The organism is Nitrincola sp. A-D6 (assembly GCF_000764495.1).
Classification (GTDB): Bacteria; Pseudomonadota; Gammaproteobacteria; order Pseudomonadales; family Balneatricaceae; genus Nitrincola.
In genome coordinates this window covers 1-26,685 of record NZ_JRLB01000038.1, presented here as the reverse complement: position 1 = coordinate 26,685, position 26,685 = coordinate 1, and the positions used below count along the sequence as shown (strand labels likewise).

Sequence of the window (26,685 nt, the reverse complement as noted above, 5' to 3'; positions counted from 1 at the left end):
ACCAATGGATAGTTTTGAATACCGTAATGGGCGTTTGTTTTGTGAAGAGGTAGATCTGGAAACCCTCGCCGTTGCGCATGGGACGCCCGCTTATGTCTACTCACGAGATGCCATCGAGCGTGCTTACCTGGCTTACGCCAAAGCACTGCAAGGTCGTGATGCACTGATTTGTTATGCGGTTAAGGCCAACTCCAATATCGCCTTGCTGAACCTGCTGGCACGTATGGGAGCGGGTTTTGATATTGTTTCTATCGGTGAGCTGGAGCGGGTGCTACGGGCTGGTGGAGAACCGGGCAAAATAGTCTTTTCAGGTGTTGGCAAACAGGCGGACGAAATTCGTCGGGCACTGGATGCAGGTATTTTCTGCTTCAACATTGAATCCGATGCAGAGCTGGACCGGGTCAATGCGGTGGCTCTGGACGCTGGCAAGGTAGCACGGGTTTCTTTTCGTGTGAATCCGGATGTAGATGCTGGCACCCATCCTTATATATCCACCGGGCTTAAAGAAAACAAGTTTGGTATTGATATCGATCAGGCTGTTGACGTCTATCGCCGTGCCGCCGCTTTGCCGGGGGTTGAAGTGGTTGGTATGGATTGTCATATTGGCAGTCAGTTGACTGAAATCAGCCCCTTTCTGGATGCGCTGGACCGTTTGCTGCAACTGATCGATCGGTTGCAGGCCGAGGGGGTTCATATTGCGCATCTGGATCTGGGTGGTGGCCTGGGGGTGTGTTATACCGACGAAACACCGCCTGCTCCGGAAGTGTTTATTGCTGCCATGCTGGAGCGTTTGGGTGATCGTCAGCTCCAGCTGATATTTGAACCAGGTCGCTCGATTGTGGCCAATGCCGGCGTGCTGCTGACTCGGGTCGAGTTTCTAAAGCAGACAGGCGAAAAGAATTTTGCCATTATTGATGCGGCGATGAATGACTTGATTCGACCTGCGTTGTATAGCGCTTATCAGGAAATTATTCCACTAACCCTGCGTGATGAGGGTGAAGCGAAACACTGGGATCTGGTTGGGCCTATCTGCGAAACAGGTGACTTTCTGGGTAAAGACCGGGAGCTGAATCTGGAAGCCGGTGACCTGCTGGCAGTTTGTTCAGCCGGAGCCTACGGTTTTGTGATGGCATCTAACTACAACAGCCGTCCGCGTCCGGTTGAGTTGATGGTTGATGATAATCAGGCTTTTGTCATTCGTGAACGGGAAAACATCAGTGATCTGATGCAGGGTGAGCAATTGCTACCCAATGATTGCTGAGCGGAGAACTACATGCTGGTAAGATTCAGTAAAATGCATGGCCTGGGAAATGACTTTATGGTGATTGATGCTGTGGCACAGCGTGTCCGTATCAATACTGATACCGTAAAGCGTCTGGCCGACCGGCACACAGGTGTAGGTTTTGACCAGCTGTTGTTAGTGGAACCACCGACGCGTCCGGATATGGATTTTCGTTACCGTATCTATAATGCGGATGGTTCCGAGGTGGAGCACTGCGGTAATGGTGCGCGCTGCTTTGCCCGCTTTGTACGCGAACGTCGCCTGAGTGTTAAAAACGAGATACGGGTAGAAACTGCCAACGGCAGCGCGTTGTTAACCCTGCTGCCGGATCGTCAGGTTGAAGTGAATATGGGTGAACCGGTTCTGCAGCCGGTAGAAATTCCCTTTGCTGCAGAGCTGGAAGCGGCTACCTATCAGTTGGAAGTTGAAGGGCAGTGCATGAGGTTTCGGCGGTGTCTATGGGAAATCCGCACTGTGTGTTGCTGATCAAGGATGTGGCTCAGGCGCCAGTGAAACAGCTGGGGCGGTTGATTGAACGCCATGCGCGTTTTCCGCAACGGGTGAATGTGGGTTTCATGCAGGTCGCGTCGCCTTCTCAGATCCATCTGCGTGTATTTGAACGTGGCGCGGGTGAAACTCAGGCCTGTGGCACCGGTGCCTGCGCGGCTGTGGTAGCTGGACGGCTACGTGGTTTACTGGACGAGCAGGTCGATGTGCATCTGACCGGTGGTAAACTGCAGATCAGTTGGAAAGGAAAAGGTCACCCGGTATTGATGACCGGGCCGGCCACAACGGTATATGAAGGGCAGATTTACTTATGACGCAGCAAGCAACCGATAAACAGGCTTTGACTGAGACACCGGCTGATTCGATCAGTCCCGCACAGGTTGCCGATTACCTGGCTAGCCATCCTGATTTTTTTAATCAGCATGCCTGGTTGCTGGAGAAGCTGTATGTGCCGCATCAGCGGGGTACAACGGTGTCTTTGGTTGAGCGGCAAACCTCGTTGCTGCGTGAACGCAATCAACTGCTGCATGGTCATCTTTCTGAACTGATTGAAATAGCCCGTCATAATGATGTGCAGTTTGATAAAACCAAGCGCATGGTGCTGTCGCTGTTGGAAGCTCAGACGCTGGATGATGTAGCCATCGCTATCGAAGAAAGTCTGTGTCAGGATTTTTACGGTGATGATGCACGTCTCATATTGTTCAGCGATACGCCGTTCGATGTTAATAGTCTGCGGATTCTCAGCAAAGCGGATTGCAGTATTGTACAGCCACTGATTGAAATCAGTTTGCCCAGCTGTGGCCAGTTGAGTGAAGCGATGAACCGTTTTCTGTTCCAGGAAAATGCGGCACGCATCCAATCGGCGGCTGTAGTACCACTCGTTAAAGGGGAAACGCTTGGTCTGCTGGCCATCGGCAGCTTTGATCCGGATTACTTCCAGAGCAGCCAGGGGACATTGTTTCTAAGCTATGTCGGCGAAGTGCTTAGCCGGATTCTCATGCATATTCTGTATCAGCCACGTATCTGATATGTTGCCTCAACCTGACGAGATGCAGTGGGTTGAGGCGTTTATGCGCTACTTGCAGGGTGAACGGCAGCTGTCGGCGCATACCCTGCAACACTACCAGCGTGACCTGCTACGCCTGTCGGAGCAGCTTGAGCTGCTGCAGTTGGGTGGCTGGTCTGCATTAACAGAAAGAAAACTGCGCCAGGCGATCGCCATGCTGCATGGCAATGGCCTGTCAGGCCGCAGTTTGCATCGCTTGCTATCGGCAACACGCACCTTCTACCGTTTCCTGAACCGTGAAGGCTGGATGAACAGTAACCCGGCTCTTGCAGTACAGGCGCCTAAATCTGGACGTCGTCTGCCCAGTACCCTCGATCCTGAACAGATGAATCAACTGCTCAGTCCACCGAATGACGAGCCGATAACACTACGTGATTTTGCCATGATGGAGTTGATCTACTCATCTGGACTGCGTGTTTCGGAGCTGGTGGGGTTAGAGTTGCAAGCGCTGGATCTATCCGATGCAACATTGCGGGTGACAGGCAAGGGCCGTAAAACACGGGTGCTACCGGTTGGTCGGCAAGCTATTAAGGCTTTGCAACACTGGCTACCGATACGCCAACTATGGAACCGGTACGGGGTCGCCGTATTGTTTATCAGTCAGCGCGGTACCGCGCTCACAACCCGGGCCGTAGAGTTGCGGTTGGCTCACTGGGGTGAATACATGGGTGCTCAGGGGCGGGTGTATCCGCATAGGTTGCGTCATAGTTTTGCCAGCCATATGCTCGAGTCCAGTCAGGATCTACGCGCCGTTCAGGAATTGCTCGGACACAGCGATATTAGTACCACACAAATCTATACTCACCTTGATTTTCAGCATTTGATGCAGGTTTATGAACAAGCGCATCCACGTGCCAGGAGAAAACCCCGTGATTAAAGCGATTACTTTTGATCTGGATGACACCCTCTGGGCTGTTGGCCCGGTTATTCAGCAGGCTAACCGTACGCTATGGGATTGGTTGCATGCACATACGCCGTTATTTACGCAGCGATATGTGTTGGATGATCTGAACGAAGGCTCTGCGTTGCGAGCCGAGCTATTGCAACGTTATCCTGACATTACCCACAGTGTTAGCCAAATTCGGCTTAAGCTGCTGGAAGAGTGCCTGACACATTGTGGCTACAGTGCAGTGGAGGCAGCTGAACTGTCATTGAGTGCCTTTGAAACCTTTATTGAAGCCCGTCATGAAGTAGAGTTTTTCGCTCATGCTCGCAGCATGCTGGAAATCTTGCACCAACAGGGCTATCGTTTGGGAGCCTTGAGTAATGGTAATGCTGAAGTCAGTCGAACCGGGCTGGCCGATCTGTTTGATTTTCAGTTCAACGCTGATCATGTGGCAAGGCCAAGCCTCATCCACTGATGTTTGAGACGGCTCTGGCACATAGTGGTTGAATGCACGTCAGGTTATTCATGTTGGAGATCACCCGGTCAACGATGTTCAGGCAGCACAGCAACTGCACATCTGGACGATTTGGGTGAACCTGGACGCGGGAGCCTGGCCAGGTGGTCAGCCTGCTGATGCTGAAGTGACCAGTCTTGAGCACATTCCCGCTGCGGTGGAAGCCATACGGGCTGAGGCAGGCAAGCAGCTGTGTTTGTGACTAATTTGTCAAAGAAACACACCGAGCAAGTCGTTGAGAAACAAGCGCCCTTGTCGGGTTGGGCGCAACAGGCGAGTATCACTTTCCAGTAGACCTCGCTCGCGGGCCTGAGCAAGCTGGGCGGTTATTGAGGCTAGAGGCAAGCCAGTGCGAGCACTAAATAGCTCGCTGGGTACGCCGTCTACCAGACGTAACGCGTTCAGCATAAACTCGAAACTCAGTTCATCGTCCACTATCGGCTCTCGACCAGCGGTTTTATCCAGCGCCTGCAGATAGGCTTTGGGTTGGCGCAGCTTATGGTGACGCTGCTGTTGCAAGGTCAATTTACTGAATTGGCTAACCTTTCCGTGGGCGCCTGCGCCTATGCCCAGGTAATCACCAAACTGCCAATAGTTCATATTATGCTGGCTGACGCGACCAGCTCTGGCGTAGGCTGATATCTCATACTGTTGAAAGCCAGCTTGATCCAGTAATACCTGCCTTGTTCCTGTATGTCCCATAAGGCTTCATCGACAGGCAGGGTAGGTGGCCTGGCATGGAATTCCGTGTTTGGTTCCAGGGTTAATTGATACCAGGACAGATGATCCGGTGACAGATCTATTGCCTGGTGCAGATCGGCCAGCGCTTCAGTGGTGTTTTGACCCGGCAGCCCATGCATCAGATCCAGGTTGAGGTTATCAAAAATGCGGCGGGCACTGCGTCCAGCGCTGAGCGCATTGTCAGCGCTGTGAATACGTCCAAGTGCCTGAAGGTGAGCGTCATTGAAGCTTTGTATGCCAAGTGACAGACGGTTAACACCGGCATGACGAAAGCCCTCGAAACGTTGTTGCTCAAAGGTACCGGGGTTGGCTTCCAGGGTTATTTCAATATCTTTGCTTATGCCTAACTGTTGGTCAACATCAGCCAGAATCTGGCCTATGGCTTCAGCACTGAACAGGCTGGGCGTACCGCCACCTATAAATATAGAGTTTAGGGGGCGCGGTGCTTGCAGGCGATCGAGTTCAGCTTTTAAATCCTCAGACAAAGCCCGAACATAGGCTTGTTCCGGCAGATCATCCTGCCTGGCATGCGAGTTGAAGTCGCAGTAAGGGCACTTACGTACACACCAGGGAATATGAATATACAGCGACAGTGGAGGCAGTGCCGGTGGGTTCATACCGGCAGTAAACTGTTCAGACGCTGAAAAAACTCACGCATCGCTTTGCCCCGGTGTGAATGTTGATGTTTTTCGGCCGCATTGAGCTGCGCCACCGAGCATTGCAGCTCAGGGATATAAAAAACCGGGTCGTAGCCAAAGCCACCTTCACCAAGTCGTTCGGTTAATACCCGACCTTCCCAGCTGGCCTGGCAGATCAGGGGGGTAGGGTCCAGTGTGTGGCGCATATACACCAGTACACACTGGTAGCGCCCGGTACGCTGATGCTCGGGAAGGCCGTCTAAGGCCAGCAGCAGTTTGTCGATATTAGCTTCGTCACCTGCGCCAACACCGGCATAACGTGCCGAGTAAATGCCTGGTGCACCATCAAGTGCATCGACTTCCAACCCTGAGTCATCCGCCAGTGCGGCCAGTCCTGTAGATTCACAGGCATGTCGGGCCTTGAGAATGGCATTTTCGACAAATGTCAGCCCGGTTTCCTCTGCTTCGCTTACATTCAAGGCTGACTGGGGTAATACTTCTATGTGTTTTTCAGCCAGCATCTGACTGAATTCACGCAGTTTGCCCGCATTGCCGCTGGCTAATACAAATTGCTGTTTACTCAAAACTCAATCCACGTAAAAGGTTTGCTGGAGTTCAATCTGATAAGGAGGGCGTTCAGCATCCGGTTGGACTGCTAACTGAATGGTCAGCAGGTCTTCGTTGGTAAACTGAAAACTACCGATTGAATAAATGGCATCAGTTTCAGTAATTTCCTGGAATTCAACGGGTTGTGTCTGTTGTATCAGATTGCGTACTTCCCCGCTGACCTGGGCGCTGACTGGGCGGGTACTGCCATCCGGCTGCTTCTCAAGCACAGCAATATTTATCAGACCACGGCTACCACTACGGGTGAGGTTATAGCTGGCGGCCACTTCGGCTGGAATCAGTGTGGAGTTAAATGCATTGTAATGGATTTCATAGTGTTCATCGCTGAACATCTGTTCTGCCTGCAGACTACTGCTTAAGGTGAGCGACAGTAAGGCCGCGAAGAGCAAAGGCTGTATCGAGTCAACATGATCATCTCTTCCTGTTATATAGGTTCAGCGGGTGATACGGTAAATGGCGATCTCGCCGAGCATGTTCGGCCATAAACGTATCCACCAACGGTGTTTGTGCTCATGATCTACCACAGTACGGTCTACAATATAGATATTACGTTCGACACAGAGTTCCTCAAAATCCTTGAAGGTGAAAAAGTGGATGTTGGGAGTATTGTACCAAGTGTAGGATAGAAACTTCGATACCGGCATTCTTCCTTTCAATGCCAGATAGCCACGCGCCCGCCAGTGAGCAAAGTTTGGGAAGGTGACAATGCACTCTTTTCCGATGCGCAGCATCTCTTCAACAATCTGATCCGGACGATGCATGGTTTGCAGTGCATGACTCATCACCACGGTATCAAAGCTGTCGCTGCGAATGCCACTCAGGCCGTCATCTATATCTTTTTCAATTACGCTGACACCCTTTTCAATACAAGCCGTGATGTTATCGGGATGAATTTCAATACCATAGCCACTGACCTGCTTTTCCTTGATCAGATGCGCCAGTAGTTCACCTTCACCGCAACCCAGGTCGATGACACGTGAGCCGGGTCTGATCCATTCACGAATAATCTCCAGGTCAGCACGCATGTTGAGTCTCCTGTTCAGCAGCAATCCGGTTCATATAGGCACCGAAGACTTCCATATAGCGAGGAATAGGGATCAGGAAAGCATCATGCCCATGGGCTGCCTGAATCTCTGTATAGGTCACGTGCTTCCTGGCTTCAATCAAGGCATCAACAATTTCACGCGAGCGCTCAGGCGAAAAACGCCAGTCGGTGGTGAAGGATGCGATAAAAAACTCACAGCGTACATTGCTTAGTGCTGCGGCCAGGTCATTATCAAACTCAGCGGCCGGATCAAAATAGTCGAGTGCTTTGGTCATCAGCAGATAAGTGTTGGCATCAAAGGACGATGAAAAGCGCTCACCCTGGTATTGCAGGTAAGTTTCGATTTCAAACTGGGGGTTAAAATCAAAACTGAGCTTGCCGGAGCGCAGTTCCCGACCGAATTTATCACGCATCCCATCTTCGGACAGGTAGGTAATATGACCAACCATGCGTGCCAGCATCAGACCGGTTTTAGGCACAACACCCTGTTCATAATAGTGGCCATTGTGAAATTGCGGATCTTTGCTGATAGCCTGGCGAGCGACTTCATTGAAGGCAATGTTCTGGGTGCTCAGCTTAGGTGCAGCAGCAATCATGACACAGTGACGCAGTCGCTGCGGATAGCTAATAGCCCATTGCATCGCTTGCATACCGCCGAGGCTGCCGCCGACAACGGCTGCCCACTGGGTAATACCGAGCCGGTCAGCCAGGCGCGCCTGACTGTGTACCCAGTCGAGTACGGTTACAATCGGAAAGTCCGGCCCATAGGGTTTGCCGGTTTCAGGATTTTGGGTATTAGGCCCCGTGCTGCCGTGACAGCCACCCAGGTTATTCAGAGCAACCACAAAAAAACGGTTCGTATCAATGACCTTGCCGGGGCCTATGGCCGAATCCCACCAGCCAGGTTTGCGCTCATCAGTTGAGTTATAACCCGCTGCATGATGGTGGCCGGATAGGGCGTGACATATCAATACCGCGTTACTGGCATCCGCATTAAGCTGGCCATAGGTTTCTATTACCAGATCATATTGTGGTAACACTCGGCCACAAGCCAGCGTTAGCGGATCGTCAAAATGGAGTGTCTGTGGCGTGACCAGACCGATGCTATCTTCCGGGAACTCGCTCACCTTGTTACCTCTTCGTTGATATGTGAAATCTAAGCGTTAATTGGCTGAGTTTCAGGTCACATCAAACGTGGTAATTGCGACTGCACGATCTGTATTACCAAAAAGATGGCAATGGGTGACAGATCAAGCCCGCCAATTGGGGGTATAAAGCGCCGAACCTGTGCAAACATCGGTTCAACAAGCTGCTGCAACAGTTGCGGTGCCGGATGGGGTGAGTCAGGGGCAACCCAGCTGATAATCACGGAACCGATGGTAGCCCAGAATAGAATGGTCAGCAGTGTATCCAATACACCGACAAGGGAAAGCATAATAAGCGTGGCGATACCCAGAGGGCTGCTGGTGATCGATACCAAAATAAACAGCGTGGCCAGTTTGACAAGAAATGCCAATACCAGTGGCGCTACATCAATACGCCCAAACTTGGGGACGATCCGCTGTAATGGCATCAAGGGTGGCTGCGTGAATTTCACTACGGCCTGAGAGATGGGGTTGTAATAATCCACCTGCATTGTCTGCAGCAGAAAGCGCAGAATGGCAATAAAAGCAAAAATTTCGCCGATCGTTCGGATAATTAATAATAGCGGATCCATGATCTACCCTTAAACTTGATGCAGCCGTCACCCGGCTAAAGCCGGTGCTGAAATCGAAAATTAGAGTATAGAGATTTTCACGCGGCGAATGAACCTTTTCACGGTGATATTCAGGGTAATCGCACGAGGCTGACGGTTACAGTCTGTCAACTAAAGCGTTGTGGTTCTGTTTGATCCCGAAATTCATCCGATAATTCCGCAAGCAATGCTTCATCAGCGAGTCCATGAGACCGAATGACCATGAGTTGAATCGGCGCTTTGGATCTGCTGTGGCCATCGAAAATGAATGCCATTTCCTTGTCGCGATTTCGGACAAGCTGGTAAAGCTGCAAATAGCGATCATGAGCAGACTCACCCGTATTAGCGATGACCCCTTCAAACTCATTCAGGGTCTGAGTACAGAACTGCTCTATGGCTTTCTCTTTGATGACATTGAACTTCTGCCAATCACTCTCTTTCATAAGCACCTCTTGATAGCACCTGGTTTCAGCCAGCTTAAAACCTCAGTTACCCGATTACATGCGCGGTTGATGTAACTTGCTGGAAATAAGCCGATTCAAACTAACACCAGACTCTGCCGCTTCAATCGTTAACAAACGATGCGTTTCTGGTGGTACACGCACCATAAATTTGCCGCTGAATTTTTTTGACGACAGTGGCTCAGGAACCTGGTCATTTGTTCGGCGCATGTCTTCAACGCACTCATGAACCAATTGACGAATCCCTTTTAATGCTAGTTCAGGATCGTCAGCCAGCCAACTCAGGCTGGGAAACTCCACACACAACCCAACATGCTCCTGATCTTCTTCCGACCAGGTAACTCTATAAGTGTATCGATCAATATTTTTTGCCACTTTGGACCTCTAGCAACATACCTTGTATAGGTCGTTAAATGTGATGCTCTTGGGGTTGTCCCGCATCTGACTGAGGATATTTTAAATCTTTGTTATAATTTAAATGGTATCACTAATGATATCATTGTCAATCTGGGCCTCCTGTCTATCAGGCCGAATGAAGGTAGGTTTTTTTATGCAATTCAGTTGGCACAGGACCACCCCAGCTCGGCACCCAGAAGCGACTACCCCAATAATGCTAGCCTTTCGCCACCCGCGGACCAAATAACGCCGTACCAATTCTAACCATCGTGCTCCCTTCAGCGATGGCGGCCGCAAGATCCCCAGACATCCCCATCGACAGCGTATCCATAGCAATGCCACTGGCACGAATGCGCTCCGCCAGCGCCCGCACCTTGGCAAACGCCAAGCGTTGTGCAGCGGCATCATCCGTTGGTGCCGGAATCGCCATAAGCCCGCGCAAATTAAGATGAGGCAGCGCGGCTATTTCACGCGCCAGGTCCAGTGCTTCATTCGGAGAACAGCCGGATTTGCTGCTCTCATCATCAATATTCACCTGCAAACAGATATTCAGATCCGCTAACTCAGTCGGGCGCTGTTCAGACAAACGCCGGGCGATCTTCAATCGATCAACACTGTGTACCCAGTCAAAAGACTCAGCAATTTGACGGGTTTTATTCGACTGCACCGGGCCGATGAAATGCCACTCAAGCGGCAAATCAGCCAACGCCTGGATTTTATCCAACGCCTCTTGTAGGTAATTCTCACCAAAGCGAATCAACCCCTGTTGAAAAGCCTCGCGTACCTCATCGGCGCTGCGTGTTTTACTCACCGCTAGCAGGGCGACCTCCGATGGGTGGCGGCCTGTGGCCTGGCAGGCTTGATTGATCTCGCTCACTACCTGTGTGGTTTTCTCTGCTATGATAGACATATAGGATATTCTGGTTGTCGTACATTCATGGATCAGGGTATTCTGCGTTAATAGAACCTCTAATGGGAAGAAGCTGCGAGCATAAATTCTATGGATATTACTGAACTCTTGTCCTTTGCTGTCCAGCAGGGCGCTTCTGATTTACACCTGACCTCTGGTATGCCACCCATGATTCGCGTAGATGGTGATGTTCGCCGCATCAAGCTACCTGCCTTGGATCATAAACAGGTGCATACGCTGGTGTATGACATCATGAATGACCGTCAGCGTAAGGAGTATGAAGAAAATCTCGAAGTCGACTTCTCTTTCGAAGTTCCCAAACTGTCTCGCTTTCGTGTCAATGCCTTCAATCAGCACCGTGGTGCGGCGGCCGTATTTCGTACCGTACCCAGCAAGGTTTTTACCCTGGATGACCTGGGCATGGGCAAGGTGTTTCAGGATTTGTCTGAAAAGTCTCGAGGACTGGTGCTGGTTACCGGGCCTACCGGGTCGGGTAAAAGTACCACGCTGGCGGCTATGGTTGACTATATCAACGACACACGCTCGGAGCATATCCTTACCATAGAAGATCCGATCGAGTTTGTGCATGAAAGTAAGAAGTGCCTGGTAAACCAGCGAGAAGTGCACCGTGATACGCACAGCTTTGCCAATGCGTTGCGTTCGGCGTTGCGTGAAGACCCGGATATTATCCTGGTCGGTGAGATGCGTGATCTGGAAACTATCCGCTTGGCACTTACAGCAGCAGAAACCGGGCATTTAGTGTTCGGCACCTTGCATACCACCTCGGCGGCTAAAACCATCGACCGTATTATTGACGTATTTCCAGCAGCGGAAAAAGACATGGTGCGCTCCATGCTATCTGAGTCACTGCAGGGCGTTATCTCCCAGACTCTGATGAAAAAGCTCAAAGGTGGGCGTGTAGCTGCCTATGAAATTATGATCGGCACCCCGGCGATACGTAACCTGATTCGAGAAGACAAGGTCGCTCAGATGTACTCTGCGATACAGACCGGCGCGTCCTTTGGTATGAAAACCCTGGATCAGTCACTCACCGAACTGGTGTCGAAAGGCTTGATATCCAGAGAGGCTGCGCGCGAGAAATCAAAGACTCCGTCATCCTTCTGATGGCTTAATGTAAAAGGACCGGGTTATGGATTTTACACAACTGCTTAAGGTGATGTCGGATCGTGGCGCATCTGACCTGTTTGTCACCGCTGGGGCTGCGCCTGCTATCAAGGTAGACGGTACCATCAAGCCGCTCACCAAAGAGGTGCTCAAACCAGAGCAGGCCAGAAAGCTGGTATACAGCACCATGAACGATAAACAGCTGGCCGAGTTTGAAGGCACTCATGAGTGTAACTTTGCCATCAGTGCCCAGGGGATTGGCCGTTTTCGTGTCAGTGCCTTTGTGCAGCGTAATACCCCCGGCATGGTGATGCGTCGCATCAATACCTATATTCCCAGCCTGGAAGAGTTGCACCTGCCGGCTGTGTTGAAAGACCTGTCGATGACCAAGCGCGGTCTGATCCTGTTTGTCGGTGGTACCTCTACGGGTAAGTCTACATCGCTGGCTTCCATGATTGATTACCGTAATCAACATCACGCCGGTCACATTATTACCATTGAAGACCCGATAGAGTATATCCATAATCACCGCAAGAGCATTGTGACTCAGCGTGAAGTGGGTCTGGATACCGACTCCTACGAAATCGCATTGAAGAACACTCTGCGCCAGGCACCGGATGTTATTTTGATGGGTGAGATACGTGATGCTGAGACCATGAAATATGGTCTGAGCTTTGCAGAAACCGGGCACCTGTGTATGGCAACTCTGCATGCCAACAATGCCAACCAGGCACTGGATCGGATTATCTCTTTCTTCGGTCCCGATCATCATTCACAGGTGTGGATGGATCTGTCACTGAACCTTAAGGCTATTGTGGCGCAACAACTGCTGCCTACTGTGGATGGTTCCGGGCGACGTGCTGCCATTGAAGTGTTGATCAATACACCCTTGATTCAGGATATGGTGCGTAAAGGGGCGGTGCATGAGATCAAGGATGTCATCAAAAAATCTACTAATCTGGGCATGCAAACCTTTGATCAGGCACTGTTTAATCTTTATAAACAGGGAGTTATTAGCTACGATGTAGCCTTAACACATGCGGACTCCACCAACGATCTGCGCTTGATGATCAAACTTAATGAAGAAACGCATGGCAAGTCAAAGCCCGCTTCGATTAAAGATGAGTCCATGCCATCCTTTACCCTGCAGGAAGAGGATGACAACATGAACCTTGGTGGTGTGGCTGACGTTAACAATATGTAAAGTCAGTGTCAGCCGCCATTAATAGCGCCGAAATACCACCTTGCCACCGATCAGGGTGGTAGTTACCCGGCCTGTTAACGTCTGGCCAGTAAAGGGTGAATTTTTACCGGCTGAGTGCAGATTCTCTGCACTCACAACCCAGTTTTCCAGTGGATCAAAAATACAGATATCAGCTTGTTGACCAGGCATCAGACTGCCGCTTTCCAGGCCTAGAATGCGAGCCGGGGCGAGGGTCAGTTTCTCAATCAATTGCGGCAGTTCAATCAGTTTGCGTTCAACCAGTGTCAGGCATAAGGCCAATAGTGTTTCCAGTCCGCTAAGTCCGGGTGCTGTTTCTGCAAAAGGTGCTTGTTTGGAAATTAAATCCTGGGGCTGGTGATCAGAGCAGATGGCGGTAATGGTCTGACTTAGTAGTCCCTGCAGTAACCCGGCGCGATCAAGTGCACTGCGTAAAGGCGGCTGCAGATGCAGGGCCGAATCAAATTCATTGACCTGATCGTCACTGAGGATCAGGTGGTGCACAGCGACATCTGCTGTAACTTTTAGTCCACGTTGTTGTGCGGCACTGATCAGCTGAACGGAGCGTTCGCAGGTGATCTGACCAAAGTGAGCTCGTACTCCTGTTTGTTCTACCAGCAGAAGGCAGCGCGCAACTTCGATGGTTTCTGCTGCTTCCGGAATGCCGCTGAGGCCCATGCGTGTGGCATTAGCCCCTTCATGCATGCAGCCACTGGCTGCCAGGCTGTGATCCTGTGCCTGAAAAATCACCAGCAAATCAAAAGTGGCCGCATATTCCAGACTGCGCAGCAGGCTCAGTGAGCTTTTCACCGCGCAACGGGCATTAGTAAAAGCAATGCAGCCCGAGCTGGCCAAAGCGTGTAGCGGTGCCAGTTGTTCGCCCAGCAGTCCCTGAGTCAGAGCCCCCATTGGCAGCACACGGCTAAATCCAGCATCGGCCGCGCGATCCTGTATCAGTTCAGCAACAGCCGGGGTGTCAACAATGGGTCGCGTTGTCGGCGGTGTAATCAGGGTGGTGATACCACCGGCCGCTGCTGCCGCTGTTTCACTGGCTATGGTGCCTTTGTGGGTTTCGCCTGGCTCACGTAAATGCGCACAAAGATCAATCAGACCAGGGCAGACCACCTGGCCGGTTGCATCAATACGTTCATCGCTGATAAAGCCAGCCGGAGCCTCACCCAGTGCCAGGATTTCTCCATTAGAAATATACAGGTCAGTAATCTGATCAACAGCACTGGCTGGATCTATGACATGGCCACCTTCAATTATAATGTTCATCGTCTGGGGATCCTTAAGCCTTGGCGCTTGGCTGGTTATCTTTTAATTGACCACTCATGGCCATCGACATAACGGCCATGCGTACGGCAATGCCGTTGGTGACCTGATTCAGAATGACAGAGCGTTCACCATCGGCTACGCTGGATTCGATTTCCACACCGCGGTTAATCGGCCGGGGTGCATCACGATGGCATCGGTGCGGGCATAGGCCAGCTTGGCTTCGGTCAGACCATACAGCTTGTAGAATTCGGATTCACTCGGTAGCAGTGCGGATTGCATGCGTTCCTTTTGCAGCCTCAGCATGATGATGACGTCGACATCGCGTAGTCCACGCGACATTTCCGTAAAGACTTTGACACCCATGGCTTCAATATGGCGTGGTAGCAGGGTCAAAGGGGCAATAACACGGATTTCAGCTACCCCCAGCGTGCGTAGCGCGTGAATCTGTGAGCGGGCAACGCGGGAATGCAGCAGGTCGCCAACAATGGCGACTTTGAGACCGGCAAAGTCGCCTTTATGCTGGCGTATGGTGAGCATATCCAGCATGGCTTGAGTGGGGTGCGCATGGCGGCCATCACCGGCATTGATAACGGCAACATCGGGGGTGACATGCTCGGCAATGAAATGTGCTGCGCCGCTGGCTGAGTGGCGTACCACAAACATATCGCAATGCATGGCACGCAAGGTCATCAGTGTATCCTTCAGGGTTTCCCCTTTGGACGTCGACGAGGTGCTGATGTTGAGGTTGAGCACATCGGCAGATAATCGCTTGGCGGCCAGTTCAAAGGTAGACAGTGTGCGGGTGCTGGACTCAAAGAACAGATTGGCCACGGTTTTACCGCGTAGCAGGGGTACTTTCTTGACCTGTTGGGCACCCATGTCGACAAATGAGTCGGCAGTGTCCAGTATCTCGGTGAGCAGTGAGGCAGAAAGGCCCTCAATGGTCAGGAAGTGTTTCAGCTGCCCTTCAGGCGTTAACTGAATACTGTCGTAGTGGTTCTGGCTCAGCATAATAAAATACTCATGTCTTCAGGGTCAGGATTGACGTTGACTAATATCCAGTAACAGCGGGTTAGGGCCGGAGAGTTTAATCTGCTGATCCGGGCCCAGACTCAGGGTATCGCCACACACATCCGGTTGAATAGGCAATTCGCGACGTTGTAAGTCGATTAGAGTGATCAGTGAGATGGAAGCGGGGCGACCATAATCGAACAATTCATTCATTGCCGCGCGAATGGTGCGTCCTGACATAATGACATCATCCACCAGCAGAATGTGTCGATCTTCTGTTGGGCAGGGCAGTTTGGTTGGCTTAACTTTAGGGTTTAGGCCGGAGTGGCTGAAATCATCACGGTAAAAGGAGATGTCCAGTATGCCTAGCGGGCTGGTAATGCCCAGTTGCTGGTGCAAGCGTTCCGCTACCCAGACTCCACCGGTGCGGATACCTATCATTAATGGGTCGTCGATATTGCGATAGGCGATCAGGGTTTTGAGATCCTGGCTAATAGAGTCAAGCAGGCGTTCAACGTTCAGGTTGCCCGATACCATAAAGGGTCTCCAGTGGGGTGTGGCTGGGAATAAGTTGGGTGGTGGAAAACCAGTCTTCCAGTATCAGGCGTGCGGCAATGCTGTCGACAGGCTCTTTGCGAAAATTACTGCCACCACCAGCGGCATAGTGTATCTGCTTGGCTTCACGGGTGGTAAGGCGTTCGTCCATCAGGAAGCAGGGGTGACCAAAGCGTTCATGCATGCGGTTGGCAAATTTGCGCGCTCGGCGAGCCATATCGCTGATACTGCCGTCCATATTGAACGGAATGCCGACGACAAGACAGTCTGGTTGCCAGGTTTCAATGATCATAGTCAAGGCGTCCCAGTCAGGGATGCCATCACGGGCATTCACTGGATTCAGTGGTTTTGCTGTAGCGGTCACGGATTGTCCGGCAGCAATGCCGATGCGGCGTGTCCCAAAATCAAATCCGAGTGCCGTTTCATAAGATGACTGCATGCAGTTTTCGGTCAGGCGTGTCCGGCATGAGTCGTCAGAAGTTGCAGATTGACGCCCAGTGATGCCGCAGCGGCCTGAAGTCGCTCCTCAGCTGGTAACCGGAACATTATATCTGAATTTGCCTGGCAGCTTAACCAGGTGTTTTCATAGATTTCATGTTCCAGCTGTCCCGGGCTCCAGCCAGCATAGCCAAGTGCTACCAGGCAGTCTTTTGGGCCTTCGCCCAACGCCATGGCTTCCAGAATATCCATGGAGGTTGTTAGCTGGATCTCGCTGGTGATCGGGTGGCTGGAGAGCCAGCGTCGTCCATCATCGCGGTGTAATACAAAACCCCGGTCAGGGTGAATGGGGCCACCTTTGAACACCGGCATAGGATCGATAGTTACAGAGGTGTGGTCCAGTTGGATATGATTGAGCAGGTCATGAACCAGAATGCCAGCTGGGCGGTTAATAATAATACCCATGGCACCATATTCGCTGTGATCACAAACATAGGTCAGTGTGCGGGAAAAGTGGCGATCATCCAGATGCGGCATGGAGATGAGAAACTGATCGCGCAGTGAAGTGGAATCGGTCATGCGAGTCACCTTGGGAAATAAGTTACCGATGGACCCAAAACAAAAGTCTTCCCTTAGGCTTAGTACACACTGGCGCGTTTCTCAAACTTCCAGGTACGAATTATTTCAAGTCGATCGGTGTTGCGGCGCATTTCATTGGTGAAGGGCTGGAAGGGAGATGCCATTTGCACGATACGGATGGCGGCATTATCCAGCACGGCGTGGCCAGAAGACTGCAACACTTCAATATTAGTTACACTGCCATCAGGCAGGATAGCCACCAGCAGTCGTAAGCTACCGTTGATATCATTGCGTCGTGCCTCTTCCGGGTAGTTCATATTGCCGACTGATTCAATGCGTCGTCGCCAGTTATCCAGATAAATTGCATCATCATGCGCCATGGTGGAGGGTGCCGAGGTGAGTCTGCGCACTCTGGGTTTGCGCGCCTGGGTTTGTTGCTGGGAGGAGAGCTGCGCCTGAATACTGGCAATTTCCATGCTGCGAGCCATCAGTGAACGGGCTTTTCGGGGGTGGGTTGTGGCGGGCTGGCGGGCTGGCGCTCCTGTTGTACTGGTGCTTGTTCTGGTGCCGGTGCCTGGGTAACAACCGGGGTTTGTTCAACGCCTGGTTGCTCCGGTGATGCTGTTTCCAGTTCTACTGGCTCGGGCATGGCTGGCGCGGATTCTGCTATGACGGGTTGGGGTTCGGGTATGGCGATAGGTTGTGGCAGAGGTGCTTGCTCTGCTACTACCTCGTCTTCCATGATAGATTCTTCGATTACACTAGGTAATAATTTTTCATCACTTTCACCACTGCCGAGCTGATCGGTCTGGGCAAAAAAGTCAGCGTTTTCTGGTGGAGTTTCGCTCTGTTGTCTGGACAGTGTGATGTCCAATGTGTGCTGCGGTGGTGGCGTTTCAGGAAGTTTAAAGCTAATCGCCAGGATCAAAAAACCGTGCAGTGCTGCAGCCAGAAACAGGTTCAGGCCGAAACGGTCTACAGCGGTTTTATACCAGGAGTGGTGTTGATCCGGTGCAAGTATCATTAGGGTGCAAGCGATTGCTCTAGCGTATTCATTAGCTGCATACCGATATCCAGATCAAATTGCGTGTCCAGTTCGCGGATGCAGGTCGGGCTGGTGACATTGATTTCTGTAAGATAGTCACCAATGACATCCAGGCCAACAAACAGCAACCCTTGTGCTTTCAGGGTAGGGCCTACTTGTTCGCAGATCCAGCGATCACGATCACTCAATGGTTGGCCTACGCCCCGACCGCCAGCTGCCAGGTTACCACGCGTTTCTCCAGCTGAAGGAATGCGGGCCAGTGCATAAGGCAGAGGCTCACCATTGATCATCAGGATGCGTTTGTCACCGGCACTGATCTCTGGCAAATACTTTTGCACCATGCACATTTGCGTGCCGTGTGCCGTCAGGGTTTCAATGATCACACCCAGGTTCAGCCCATCTTCGCGTACCCGGAAGATCGACGCGCCGCCCATGCCATCCAGGGGTTTGAAAATCACATCCAGGTGTTCACTATGAAACGCGCGTAAGTCGTCTGTGCGGCGTGATACCAGTACTGGTGGGCAGCACTGAGGGAAATGGGTGGCGAAGAGCTTTTCATTGTAGTCCCGCAGGCCCTGGGTGCGGTTAACGATCAGTGTGCCTTGCTGTTCGGCCAGGGCCAATAGCTGTGTCGAATACAGAAACTCGCTATCAAACGGCGGGTCTTTGCGCATCAGGATAATATCGAGTGAGCTCAGCGGTTGCTGCTGATAGTCACCACGGCTGAACCATTGTTGTGGGTCCATAGCCACCTGTAACGGGGCCATGCGGCCCATCGCCTGACCCTGAACAAGACTGAGATCGGACTGTTCCATATACCAGATTTCCCAGCCTTTACGCTGCGCAGCCCAAAGCATGGCCAGACTGGAGTCTTTTTTGTAGCTGATCGCCTCAATAGGATCCATGACGATACCGATTTTAATACTCATTTATGCGTCCTGTCGTTGGTCTGGTGAGGATTGCCATTTTAACCTAGATCACCCCAGAGATACTGTAACACTGCGCAGGCAGCCACTGGCGCTGTTTCGGTGCGCATCACCCGTGGTCCAAGTGCCAGTGGCTGGAAACCCTGCGCTATTGCCAAGGCTACTTCTGCTTCAGTCAGTCCACCTTCTGGGCCGATCAATAGTGCTACAGAAGCGGGTGGTTGCATGGCTGTGAGCGGGGTTGCACTGTGATGGTGCAGTACCAGCTTAACCTCAGCCTGGCAGTTTTCAAGCCATGTTTGCAGCGGTTGAGGTGAGGTGATTTCGGGTAATTGGTTACGCAGTGACTGTTCGCACGCGCTGATAGCAACCTGTTGCCAGTGGCGCTGGCGCTTGTCTTGCCGTTCAGCGGTGAGTTTTACCTCGCAACGCTCAGTAAGGAGTGGGGCGAGGGTTTGGCAGCCCATTTCGGTGGCTTTCTGTACCGCATAATCCATGCGCTCTCCTCGGGAAAGCGCTTGGCCTATTTCGATGTTAAGTGCCGATTCGGTGTTTGCGCTGCGTATGGCGGTGATGCTGACTTGCATGCTGCGCTTGTCGGCATGGCTGACTATCGCGTCATATTCGTAGCCATCACCATTGAACAGGCAGAGTCGATCACCGTTGCGTAAGCGTAAAGCTTTACCGGCATGCTGAAAACAGCTGTCACTGAGTGTCAGTTCAGTGAGGCCCGCCAGCGGCTGAGCCTCATAAAAGCGTGGTACTCTCATAGGCGCGTCTGATCAGAGACTGGCGGCTTTGCGAAGTGCCTCAGCCCGGTCGGTTTTTTCCCAGGGGAAGGCCGTGAAGGTTTCAGTCTGCGTGTTACCCTCCTGGTCAATCCACTCATAGCTGGCTTCAAAAGGATCACGACCAAAGTGCCCGTAAGCCGCCGTCATCTGGTACATGGGATGCAGCAGATCCAGCATCCTGGTGATGGCGTAGGGGCGCAGATCAAACTCACGACGAATCAACTGGATGATCTGTTCATCACTGATTTTACCAGTAGCAAAGGTGTTGACTGATACAGATGTTGGCTCGGCAACCCCTATGGCGTAAGACACCTGGATTTCGCAACGATCGGCAAGACCGGCGGCAACGATGTTTTTGGCCACATAACGGCAGGCGTAAGCGGCTGACCGATCCACTTTCGACGGGTCTTTACCCGAAAAAGCGCCACCACCATGACGTGCCATGCCACCATAGGTATCGACAATAATTTTGCGCCCGGTCAGACCACAGTCGCCCACAGGGCCGCCAATCACAAATTTGCCAGTCGGGTTGATATGGTAGCGGGTAGACTCAGACAGCCATTGCGCCGGAATGACCGCTTCAATAATTTCCCGTTGCACCATGCGGCGCAGGTCTTCCTGTTTAATCTCAGGGTCATGCTGGGTTGAGAGCACTACCGCATCGACACCACAGGGTTGGCCAGCCTCGTCATAGCGGAAGGTCACCTGACTCTTGGCATCCGGGCGAAGCCACGGCAGCATGCCGCTTTTACGCAGCTCCGCCTGACGCTCCACCAGACGGTGAGCGTAGTGGATCGGGGCGGGCATAAAGGATTCGGTTTCATTGGTGGCATAGCCAAACATCAACCCTGATCACCAGCACCCTGGTCTTCCGGGTTGCTGCGATCGACGCCTGAGCAATATCCATACTCTGCTTGCCAATCAGGTTGATGACGCCGCAAGTGGCGCCATCATAACCGACAAGAGAGGAGGTGTAACCTATCGAATTGATCACGTTGCGTACCAGGTACTCCAGGTCGACCCAGGCTGAGGTGGAGATTTCACCTGCCACGATGGCGACACCGGTTTTAACCAACGTCTCACAGGCTACCCGCGCCTGTTTGTCGCGCGCGATAATGGCGTCGAGTACCGCATCCGAGATCTGGTCGGCTATTTTGTCCGGGTGACCTTCAGAAACGGATTCAGAAGTGAAGAGGGTGTATTCGCTCATGTCAGGAAAATTCCTATAGCTTGAGAAGTTGTCGTCAGTCAATGACCCTGTTCAAGCCATTTTACCGGTTTGATGGAGGTTTTTCATAACTGAATTTAAGGTTGAGGGTGAAATCCGGGTGTTTTTGCATGAAATTTCCACTTTATGTGTAATTGCATTTGATGCGCGTGGCTATCTGCGCGAAAATCACCGCCTGAAACTTTTACGAACCTACATCAGAATTGGGCCAGCCCCAGGAGTTGATTAAATGTCCTCTCGTCGTGAACTTGCCAATGCCATTCGTGCATTGAGCATGGATGCCGTCCAGAAAGCCAAATCCGGGCATCCCGGAGCACCAATGGGAATGGCGGATATTGCTGAAGTCTTATGGAATGACTTCATGAAGCATAACCCTGCCAACCCATATTGGTTTGACCGTGACCGCTTTGTGCTGTCTAACGGCCATGGCTCTATGCTGATTTATTCTCTGCTGCATTTGACCGGTTATGACGTCAGTATTGAGGATTTGAAAAATTTCCGTCAGCTACACAGTAAAACCGCCGGCCACCCGGAGTACAGCTACTGCCCTGGTGTTGAAACGACGACTGGCCCTCTTGGGCAGGGTATTACCAATGCCGTGGGTATGGCACTGGCTGAAAAGGTATTGGCTGCACAGTTTAATCGTGACGACCATGACATCATTGATCATCATACCTACGCATTTCTGGGCGATGGCTGTTTGATGGAGGGTATCTCGCATGAAGCCTGTTCATTGGCCGGGACACTGGGTCTGGGTAAGCTGATCGCTTTTTGGGATGACAATGGCATCTCCATCGATGGTGAAGTTGAAGGCTGGTTCACGGATAACACTCCGGCACGTTTTGAAGCCTACGGATGGCAGGTTATTCCGGCAGTTGATGGTCACGATGCGGATCAGATCCGCGAGGCGATTGAACAGGCGCGTGAAAATACTCAGCAACCAACACTGATTTGTTGCAAAACCATTATCGGCTTTGGCTCTCCCAATAAACAGGGCAAGGAAGATTGTCACGGGGCTCCGCTGGGTGATGATGAAATATCATTGGCCCGTGATCAGTTGCAGTGGCCGCACCTTCCATTCGAAGTCCCGGGCGATATTTATGATGACTGGAATGCACTGGAAGCTGGTCAGTATGCTGAGAATGAGTGGAATGAGCGCCTTGCGGCCTATCAGACTGCCTATCCTGAGCTGGCCGCTGAGCTGCTGCGTCGTCTGGCGGGTGAACTGCCGGATAATTTCGAACAACAAGTGGATACATGGATTGCAGAGGTTGCTGCAAAGGGAGACAGTATTGCTTCACGTAAAGCCTCTCAGAATGCATTGAATGCACTGGGACCGGTTCTGCCAGAATTCCTTGGTGGTTCAGCAGACCTGGCAGGCTCAAACCTGACACTTTGGTCGGGCGCCAAGGGTATCAGCCGTGAAGATGCCAGTGGCAACTATATGTACTACGGTGTGCGTGAATTCGGTATGAGTGCCATGATGAACGGTATTGCCCTGCATGGCGGCTTTATTCCCTATGGCGCAACTTTCCTGGTGTTTATGGAGTATGCGCGCAATGCCGTGCGCATGGCTGCACTGATGAAGCAGCGGGTAATTTTTGTCTACACCCATGACTCAATTGGTCTGGGTGAAGATGGCCCAACGCACCAGCCGATTGAGCAGATTGCCAACCTGCGCCATACCCCAAATATGGAAACCTGGCGCCCTTGTGATGCGGTGGAATCCGCTGTTAGCTGGAAGTCAGCGGTGATGCGCACAGACGGACCTAGTGCACTGATCTTTTCGCGCCAGAATCTGCCTCACCAACCACGCAACGATGATCAGGTCGCAGCTGTGGCCCGTGGTGGTTATGTGTTGACCGATTGCGATGGCACACCAGAGATTATTCTGATGGCAACAGGTTCGGAAGTGGCTTTGGCGGTTAGCGCGGCCGAAACGCTGACGGCGGAAGGTCGGCGGGTGCGAGTGGTCTCCATGCCATGCACCGAGCGTTTTGATAAGCAGGATGCGGCTTACCGTGAGTCAGTGTTGCCAGCAGCCGTCACGGCTCGTGTGGCAGTGGAGGCGGCGCAGGCAGATTTCTGGTACAAGTATGTCGGTTTGAATGGTGCTATTGTTGGCATGCGCAGCTTCGGTGAGTCTGCGCCAGCCGGTGCCTTGTTCGAATACTTCGGCTTTACCACTGACAATGTCGCTAATACAGCCCGCGCACTGTTGTAAGCTGGTTCGTTAACCTAAAGAAAGGACGCGCAACACGCTATGAGTTACCGCATTGCCATTAATGGATATGGCCGCATAGGTCAGAGTGTGTTGCGCGCCCTGTATGAGCGCGGCTTGCAGCATCAGTTGCAGGTGGTGGCATTAAATGAGTTGTCAGACATCGAAACCCTGACCTATCTGACGCGCTATGATACCACCCATGGGCGCTTCCCCCTGCCGGTCAGCCACGATGGAAAGCATCTGCTGATTAATGGCGATAAAATCCGTGTACTGAGTGTTGAGGATCCTGAACAATTGCCCTGGGCAGAATTGGATGTTGATCTGGTCATGGATTGTTCCGGTAGTTTTTCCAATCTCGCTCAGGCGCAAAAGCACCTTGATAGTGGTGCGCAACGCTTGCTGTTTTCCAATCCGGCATCGGCCGATATCGACGCGACGGTTATCTATGGGTTTAATCATCAGCAATTGCGGACAGAGCATCGCGTGGCCTCGGCAGCATCCTGTACCACCAACTGCCTTGTGCCAGTGCTGGATATACTTGATCGTGAGTTTGGTATCATTAATGGTGTGACGACCACGGTGCATTCGGCTATGAATGATCAGCCGGTCATTGACAGTTATCACCGCACGGATTTGCGCTTAACACGCAGTGCGCTGCAATCCATCATTCCGGTTGATACCGGCCTGAGTAAGGGGATTGACCGGCTCTTGCCGCATTTGGCCGGACGCTTTGAATGCCTGCATCTGCGGGTACCAACGATCAATGTGTCGCTGATGGATTTGTCGGTTAACCTCGCCAGTGATACGTCAGCCGAAGCTGTGAATCGGTTGATAGAGGCTCAGTCATGCCAGGGCCAGTTTCAACAGTTGATGGGTTATACCGAAGAGCCGCATGCCTCAGTGGACTTTAATCGTGATCCCCGATCTGTGATTGTCGATGGCACGCAGACGCGGGTGACCGGTCAGCGGTTATTGAAAATGATCTGCTGGTTTGATAATGAGTGGGGTTACGCGAATCGTATGCTGGATGTTGCAGGTCACTGGCTTGAGCTTAGGAACAATTTTGATTAATAACTAAAAAGGAACTCTCCCTATGAGCATTCAGAAAATGACAAACCTGAATCTGGCCGGTAAACGGGTACTGATTCGTGAAGATCTGAACGTGCCGATCAAAGATGGAAAGGTCACCTCGGATGCACGTATTCGTGCATCTTTGCCAACGATAGAGTTAGCGTTGAAGGCGGGTGCTAAGGTCATGGTCATGTCTCATCTGGGACGTCCAACGGAAGGCGAATACGAAGCAAAATATTCACTGGGTCCGGTTGCCGAGCATCTGTCTAAATTGCTTAAGCGTCCCGTGCCACTGGTTAGTAATTGGCTGGATACGCCGTTTGACGTTGCCGAGGGTGATCTGGTAGTACTGGAAAACGTGCGTTTCAATGTGGGTGAGAAAAAAGATGACGAGGCTTTGGCAAAAACCATGGCATCGCTCTGTGATGTCTATGTGATGGATGCTTTTGGTACGGCGCACCGTGCTCAGGCATCAACTCATGGCGTAGCCAAATTCGCCCCGATTGCGTGTGCCGGTCCCTTGCTGGCAAATGAACTGGATGCTTTGGCCAAAGCGTTGGATGCGCCATCGAGACCCATGATGGCTATTGTCGGAGGCTCCAAGGTATCGACCAAGCTGGAGGTTTTGAATGCGCTGTCGGTTCGTTGTGATCAGCTTATTGTGGGCGGGGGCATTGCCAATACTTTTCTGGCCGCTGCCGGTAAGCCAGTCGGCAAGTCCTTGTGTGAGCATGATCTGATTCCGGTGGCGAAAGCGCTGATGGATAAGGTGTCCATCCCACTGCCGGTTGATGTGGTGGTGGCTACAGAGTTTGCTGAAAATGCCGTTGCGACCGTTAAACTGGTCGATGACGTGGCAGAAAACGATATGATTCTGGATATCGGCCCGCAGTCAGCCCAACATCTGGCTGAGATGCTTAAAGGTGCGGCACTATTATCTGGAATGGTCCGGTGGGTGTGTTTGAGTATGACCAGTTTGGTGAAGGTACTCGGGTTCTCTCCCTGGCGATTGCTGAAAGTGAAGGTTTTTCTATTGCTGGTGGTGGTGACACCCTGGCTGCAGTGGATAAATATGGAATTGAAGATCGGGTGTCTTACATTTCCACGGGTGGTGGTGCTTTTCTGGAGTTTGTAGAGGGCAAGGTCTTACCAGCAGTAGCGGTACTGGAACAGCGAGCTGCCCGGCACTAAAAATTAAATTAAAGAGGTTTACACATGGCACTTATTTCTATGCGACAGTTGCTTGACCATGCCGCCGAGCATGGCTACGGCATACCGGCTTTTAATGTAAATAACCTGGAGCAGATGCGCGCCATCATGGAAGCGGCGGCTAAAACCGATTCGCCGGTGATCGTGCAGGCATCAGCCGGTGCCCGCAAATATGCGGGCTCCAACTTTCTGCGCCATATGATTCTGGCTGCGATTGAGGAGTTTCCGCAGATTCCTGTGTGTATGCACCAGGATCATGGTACCAGTCCTGGCGTTTGCCAACGTTCGATTGCCATGGGCTTTTCGTCAGTGATGATGGATGGATCACTGGGGACCGATGGCAAAACCCCTACCAGTTATGAATACAACGTGGAGGTGACTCGCCGTACTGTGGAAATGGCGCATGCTTGTGGTGTTTCCGTTGAGGGGGAACTGGGCTGCCTGGGTTCACTGGAAACCGGTATGGCCGGTGAAGAAGATGGCATAGGTGCTGAAGGTGTACTGTCGCATGAGCAGATGCTGACGGATCCTGAAGAGGCCGCCGATTTTGTACGTAAAACCGGTGTGGATGCTTGGCAATCGCTATAGGGACCAGCCATGGTGCCTATAAATTTACCCGTCCACCCACAGGCGATACCTTGGCAATTCAGCGCATTAAAGAGATTCATGCACGTATTCCGGATACGCATCTGGTCATGCATGGCTCCTCATCGGTGCCGCAGGATTGGCTGGCGATTATTAACGAATATGGGGGTGAAATTCCGGAAACCTATGGGGTGCCGGTGGACGAAATCGTACAGGGTATTCGTCACGGGGTGCGCAAGGTGAATATCGATACCGATCTGCGCCTGGCATCAACTGGTGCCGTTCGTCGCTTCCTGGCGCAGAACCCGGCAGAGTTTGATCCACGTAAATATCTCAAGGAAACCATTAATGCGATGCGTGAAATCTGTATCGCCCGTTATGAAGCCTTTGGGACTGCCGGCCATGCCAGTAGTATTACACCAATTGCGCTGGAGGATATGGCTGAGCGCTACGAATCCGGTCAGCTGGATGTAAAAATTAACTGAGGATTCTATCGCCCGGAGACCGGGCTCCTACGATAAAATACACCCCCCTGTAGGAGCTCGCTCCGCGAGCGAATAAGCCCCAAATATACCCCCCCTGTAGGAGCT

General features: G+C 51.9%; 27 protein-coding genes and 5 pseudogenes. 12 read left to right on the top strand and 20 right to left on the bottom strand.

All coding sequences use genetic code 11. The features are described 5' to 3' along the window. Positions 1–4 precede the first annotated feature (4 nt). From lysA to LH51_RS22400, 6 genes and pseudogenes are all read left to right on the top strand, one after another. Positions 5–1,261 carry a diaminopimelate decarboxylase gene (gene lysA, locus LH51_RS07410; protein WP_036521110.1) on the top strand — a complete coding sequence of 419 codons (1,257 nt, stop codon included), beginning with the start codon at positions 5–7 and terminating at the stop codon, positions 1,259–1,261. Between the two features lie 12 nt (positions 1,262–1,273). Beyond that, a pseudogene (gene dapF, locus LH51_RS07405) lies at positions 1,274–2,103 on the top strand (diaminopimelate epimerase). Then, positions 2,100–2,816 (top strand): DUF484 family protein, encoded by a 717-nt coding sequence (locus LH51_RS07400; protein WP_052063551.1) that lies wholly within the window; start codon positions 2,100–2,102, stop codon positions 2,814–2,816. Before dapF ends, LH51_RS07400 begins: the two are co-directional and overlap by 4 nt. 1 nt (position 2,817) lies before the next feature. Continuing rightward, positions 2,818–3,732, top strand: a complete 915-nt coding sequence (gene xerC, locus LH51_RS07395; protein WP_036521107.1) for a tyrosine recombinase XerC — start codon at positions 2,818–2,820, stop codon at positions 3,730–3,732. Continuing rightward, positions 3,725–4,216 carry an HAD family hydrolase gene (locus LH51_RS07390; RefSeq protein WP_235263598.1) on the top strand — a complete coding sequence of 164 codons (492 nt, stop codon included), beginning with the start codon at positions 3,725–3,727 and terminating at the stop codon, positions 4,214–4,216. The genes xerC and LH51_RS07390 overlap by 8 nt, the downstream gene beginning before the upstream one ends. A 28-nt stretch (positions 4,217–4,244) precedes the next feature. Continuing rightward, on the top strand, positions 4,245–4,457 hold the full coding sequence (locus LH51_RS22400; protein ID WP_235263597.1) for a hypothetical protein: 213 nt from the start codon (positions 4,245–4,247) through the stop codon (positions 4,455–4,457). 8 nt (positions 4,458–4,465) lie between these two features. Here the strand turns inward: LH51_RS22400 and LH51_RS24155 are convergent, their stop codons facing one another. From LH51_RS24155 to LH51_RS07345, 10 genes are all read right to left on the bottom strand, one after another. Beyond that, a complete protein-coding gene (locus LH51_RS24155) occupies positions 4,466–4,855 on the bottom strand; it encodes a hypothetical protein (protein WP_327124531.1) in 390 nt (129 codons plus the stop codon). Next, entirely contained in the window at positions 4,852–5,613 is a 762-nt protein-coding gene (hemW, locus tag LH51_RS07385) for a radical SAM family heme chaperone HemW (protein ID WP_327124530.1), read from the bottom strand. The genes LH51_RS24155 and hemW overlap by 4 nt, the downstream gene beginning before the upstream one ends. Next, complete coding sequence (gene rdgB, locus LH51_RS07380; protein WP_036521104.1) at positions 5,610–6,218, bottom strand: RdgB/HAM1 family non-canonical purine NTP pyrophosphatase; 609 nt, start codon at positions 6,216–6,218, stop codon at positions 5,610–5,612. Before rdgB ends, hemW begins: the two co-directional genes overlap by 4 nt. A 3-nt stretch (positions 6,219–6,221) precedes the next feature. Continuing rightward, entirely contained in the window at positions 6,222–6,593 is a 372-nt protein-coding gene (locus LH51_RS07375; protein WP_081960726.1) for a DUF4426 domain-containing protein, read from the bottom strand. 102 nt (positions 6,594–6,695) lie between these two features. Beyond that, the gene (gene metW, locus LH51_RS07370) at positions 6,696–7,286 is read right to left on the bottom strand and encodes a methionine biosynthesis protein MetW (protein WP_036521099.1); all 591 of its coding nucleotides are present in this window, start codon (positions 7,284–7,286) and stop codon (positions 6,696–6,698) included. Next, positions 7,276–8,433, bottom strand: coding sequence for a homoserine O-succinyltransferase MetX (gene metX, locus LH51_RS07365; protein WP_036521096.1), 1,158 nt, complete (start codon positions 8,431–8,433; stop codon positions 7,276–7,278). Before metX ends, metW begins: the two co-directional genes overlap by 11 nt. A gap of 56 nt (positions 8,434–8,489) precedes the next feature. Continuing rightward, positions 8,490–9,023 carry a YggT family protein gene (locus LH51_RS07360; protein ID WP_036521093.1) on the bottom strand — a complete coding sequence of 178 codons (534 nt, stop codon included), beginning with the start codon at positions 9,021–9,023 and terminating at the stop codon, positions 8,490–8,492. A gap of 146 nt (positions 9,024–9,169) precedes the next feature. Continuing rightward, entirely contained in the window at positions 9,170–9,484 is a 315-nt protein-coding gene (locus tag LH51_RS07355; protein WP_036521091.1) for a hypothetical protein, read from the bottom strand. A 54-nt stretch (positions 9,485–9,538) separates the two neighbouring features. Beyond that, positions 9,539–9,877, bottom strand: coding sequence for a type II toxin-antitoxin system HicB family antitoxin (locus LH51_RS07350; RefSeq protein WP_036521090.1), 339 nt, complete (start codon positions 9,875–9,877; stop codon positions 9,539–9,541). A 238-nt stretch (positions 9,878–10,115) separates the two neighbouring features. Then, on the bottom strand, positions 10,116–10,808 hold the full coding sequence (locus LH51_RS07345) for a YggS family pyridoxal phosphate-dependent enzyme (protein ID WP_036521088.1): 693 nt from the start codon (positions 10,806–10,808) through the stop codon (positions 10,116–10,118). Positions 10,809–10,898: 90 nt separating this feature from the next. Between LH51_RS07345 and LH51_RS07340 the strand changes: the two genes are divergently transcribed. Both LH51_RS07340 and LH51_RS07335 read left to right on the top strand, forming a co-directional pair. Then, positions 10,899–11,933 (top strand): type IV pilus twitching motility protein PilT, encoded by a 1,035-nt coding sequence (locus LH51_RS07340; RefSeq protein WP_036521084.1) that lies wholly within the window; start codon positions 10,899–10,901, stop codon positions 11,931–11,933. Positions 11,934–11,958: 25 nt separating this feature from the next. Further along, positions 11,959–13,137, top strand: a complete 1,179-nt coding sequence (locus LH51_RS07335; RefSeq protein ID WP_036521082.1) for a PilT/PilU family type 4a pilus ATPase — start codon at positions 11,959–11,961, stop codon at positions 13,135–13,137. An 18-nt stretch (positions 13,138–13,155) separates the two neighbouring features. Here LH51_RS07335 and LH51_RS07330 read toward each other — a convergent pair whose 3' ends face one another. The 10 genes and pseudogenes from LH51_RS07330 to metK all read right to left on the bottom strand — a co-directional run bounded on the left by LH51_RS07330 (position 13,156) and on the right by metK (position 20,988). Then, positions 13,156–14,433 (bottom strand): dihydroorotase, encoded by a 1,278-nt coding sequence (locus LH51_RS07330; RefSeq protein ID WP_036521081.1) that lies wholly within the window; start codon positions 14,431–14,433, stop codon positions 13,156–13,158. A 13-nt stretch (positions 14,434–14,446) separates the two neighbouring features. Continuing rightward, positions 14,447–15,444: pseudogene (locus LH51_RS07325) on the bottom strand (aspartate carbamoyltransferase catalytic subunit). Positions 15,445–15,468: 24 nt separating this feature from the next. Continuing rightward, on the bottom strand, positions 15,469–15,981 hold the full coding sequence (gene pyrR, locus LH51_RS07320; protein WP_036521079.1) for a bifunctional pyr operon transcriptional regulator/uracil phosphoribosyltransferase PyrR: 513 nt from the start codon (positions 15,979–15,981) through the stop codon (positions 15,469–15,471). Next, on the bottom strand, positions 15,956–16,438 hold the full coding sequence (gene ruvX / locus LH51_RS07315) for a Holliday junction resolvase RuvX (protein ID WP_036521077.1): 483 nt from the start codon (positions 16,436–16,438) through the stop codon (positions 15,956–15,958). The genes pyrR and ruvX overlap by 26 nt, the downstream gene beginning before the upstream one ends. A gap of 11 nt (positions 16,439–16,449) precedes the next feature. Beyond that, positions 16,450–17,016, bottom strand: a complete 567-nt coding sequence (locus LH51_RS07310; RefSeq protein ID WP_036521075.1) for a YqgE/AlgH family protein — start codon at positions 17,014–17,016, stop codon at positions 16,450–16,452. 59 nt (positions 17,017–17,075) lie between these two features. After that, positions 17,076–17,492 carry an energy transducer TonB gene (locus LH51_RS22395; RefSeq protein ID WP_235263596.1) on the bottom strand — a complete coding sequence of 139 codons (417 nt, stop codon included), beginning with the start codon at positions 17,490–17,492 and terminating at the stop codon, positions 17,076–17,078. A gap of 11 nt (positions 17,493–17,503) precedes the next feature. Beyond that, positions 17,504–18,040, bottom strand: a complete 537-nt coding sequence (locus tag LH51_RS22390; RefSeq protein ID WP_235263595.1) for a hypothetical protein — start codon at positions 18,038–18,040, stop codon at positions 17,504–17,506. Further along, a complete protein-coding gene (gshB, locus tag LH51_RS07300) occupies positions 18,040–18,990 on the bottom strand; it encodes a glutathione synthase (protein WP_036521073.1) in 951 nt (316 codons plus the stop codon). Before gshB ends, LH51_RS22390 begins: the two co-directional genes overlap by 1 nt. Before the next feature lie 38 nt (positions 18,991–19,028). Then, the gene (locus LH51_RS07295; protein WP_036521072.1) at positions 19,029–19,757 is read right to left on the bottom strand and encodes a 16S rRNA (uracil(1498)-N(3))-methyltransferase; all 729 of its coding nucleotides are present in this window, start codon (positions 19,755–19,757) and stop codon (positions 19,029–19,031) included. Positions 19,758–19,769: 12 nt separating this feature from the next. Continuing rightward, positions 19,770–20,988 (bottom strand): annotated as a pseudogene (gene metK / locus LH51_RS07290) (methionine adenosyltransferase). Positions 20,989–21,235: 247 nt separating this feature from the next. Between metK and tkt the strand changes: the two are divergent. From tkt to fba, 4 genes and pseudogenes are all read left to right on the top strand, one after another. Next, on the top strand, positions 21,236–23,230 hold the full coding sequence (tkt, locus tag LH51_RS07285) for a transketolase (protein ID WP_036521070.1): 1,995 nt from the start codon (positions 21,236–21,238) through the stop codon (positions 23,228–23,230). A gap of 39 nt (positions 23,231–23,269) precedes the next feature. Further along, a complete protein-coding gene (locus LH51_RS07280) occupies positions 23,270–24,301 on the top strand; it encodes a type I glyceraldehyde-3-phosphate dehydrogenase (protein ID WP_036521067.1) in 1,032 nt (343 codons plus the stop codon). A gap of 22 nt (positions 24,302–24,323) precedes the next feature. Continuing rightward, positions 24,324–25,492: pseudogene (locus LH51_RS07275) on the top strand (phosphoglycerate kinase). Between the two features lie 24 nt (positions 25,493–25,516). Next, a pseudogene (fba, locus tag LH51_RS07270) lies at positions 25,517–26,580 on the top strand (class II fructose-bisphosphate aldolase). Positions 26,581–26,685 lie beyond the last annotated feature (105 nt).

Excerpts from the sequence above, each read along its gene's own strand:
- LH51_RS22390 (WP_235263595.1), bottom strand. The coding sequence starts at position 18,040 with ATGATACTTGCACCGGATCAACACCACTCCTGGTATAAAACCGCTGTA.
- LH51_RS07335 (WP_036521082.1), top strand. The coding sequence starts at position 11,959 with ATGGATTTTACACAACTGCTTAAGGTGATGTCGGATCGTGGCGCATCT.
- LH51_RS07375 (WP_081960726.1), bottom strand. The coding sequence starts at position 6,593 with ATGTTCAGCGATGAACACTATGAAATCCATTACAATGCATTTAACTCC.
- LH51_RS07340 (WP_036521084.1), top strand. The coding sequence starts at position 10,899 with ATGGATATTACTGAACTCTTGTCCTTTGCTGTCCAGCAGGGCGCTTCT.
- LH51_RS07280 (WP_036521067.1), top strand. The coding sequence starts at position 23,270 with ATGAGTTACCGCATTGCCATTAATGGATATGGCCGCATAGGTCAGAGT.
- xerC (WP_036521107.1), top strand. The coding sequence starts at position 2,818 with ATGTTGCCTCAACCTGACGAGATGCAGTGGGTTGAGGCGTTTATGCGC.
- LH51_RS07345 (WP_036521088.1), bottom strand. The coding sequence starts at position 10,808 with ATGTCTATCATAGCAGAGAAAACCACACAGGTAGTGAGCGAGATCAAT.
- hemW (WP_327124530.1), bottom strand. The coding sequence starts at position 5,613 with ATGAACCCACCGGCACTGCCTCCACTGTCGCTGTATATTCATATTCCC.
- LH51_RS07360 (WP_036521093.1), bottom strand. The coding sequence starts at position 9,023 with ATGGATCCGCTATTATTAATTATCCGAACGATCGGCGAAATTTTTGCT.
- tkt (WP_036521070.1), top strand. The coding sequence starts at position 21,236 with ATGTCCTCTCGTCGTGAACTTGCCAATGCCATTCGTGCATTGAGCATG.
- LH51_RS22395 (WP_235263596.1), bottom strand. The coding sequence starts at position 17,492 with ATGGAAATTGCCAGTATTCAGGCGCAGCTCTCCTCCCAGCAACAAACC.
- LH51_RS24155 (WP_327124531.1), bottom strand. The coding sequence starts at position 4,855 with ATGAACTATTGGCAGTTTGGTGATTACCTGGGCATAGGCGCAGGCGCC.
- gshB (WP_036521073.1), bottom strand. The coding sequence starts at position 18,990 with ATGAGTATTAAAATCGGTATCGTCATGGATCCTATTGAGGCGATCAGC.
- LH51_RS07295 (WP_036521072.1), bottom strand. The coding sequence starts at position 19,757 with ATGAGAGTACCACGCTTTTATGAGGCTCAGCCGCTGGCGGGCCTCACT.
- LH51_RS07310 (WP_036521075.1), bottom strand. The coding sequence starts at position 17,016 with ATGACCGATTCCACTTCACTGCGCGATCAGTTTCTCATCTCCATGCCG.
- metW (WP_036521099.1), bottom strand. The coding sequence starts at position 7,286 with ATGCGTGCTGACCTGGAGATTATTCGTGAATGGATCAGACCCGGCTCA.
- ruvX (WP_036521077.1), bottom strand. The coding sequence starts at position 16,438 with ATGCAGTCATCTTATGAAACGGCACTCGGATTTGATTTTGGGACACGC.
- pyrR (WP_036521079.1), bottom strand. The coding sequence starts at position 15,981 with ATGGTATCGGGCAACCTGAACGTTGAACGCCTGCTTGACTCTATTAGC.
- LH51_RS07400 (WP_052063551.1), top strand. The coding sequence starts at position 2,100 with ATGACGCAGCAAGCAACCGATAAACAGGCTTTGACTGAGACACCGGCT.
- LH51_RS07330 (WP_036521081.1), bottom strand. The coding sequence starts at position 14,433 with ATGAACATTATAATTGAAGGTGGCCATGTCATAGATCCAGCCAGTGCT.
- LH51_RS07355 (WP_036521091.1), bottom strand. The coding sequence starts at position 9,484 with ATGAAAGAGAGTGATTGGCAGAAGTTCAATGTCATCAAAGAGAAAGCC.
- lysA (WP_036521110.1), top strand. The coding sequence starts at position 5 with ATGGATAGTTTTGAATACCGTAATGGGCGTTTGTTTTGTGAAGAGGTA.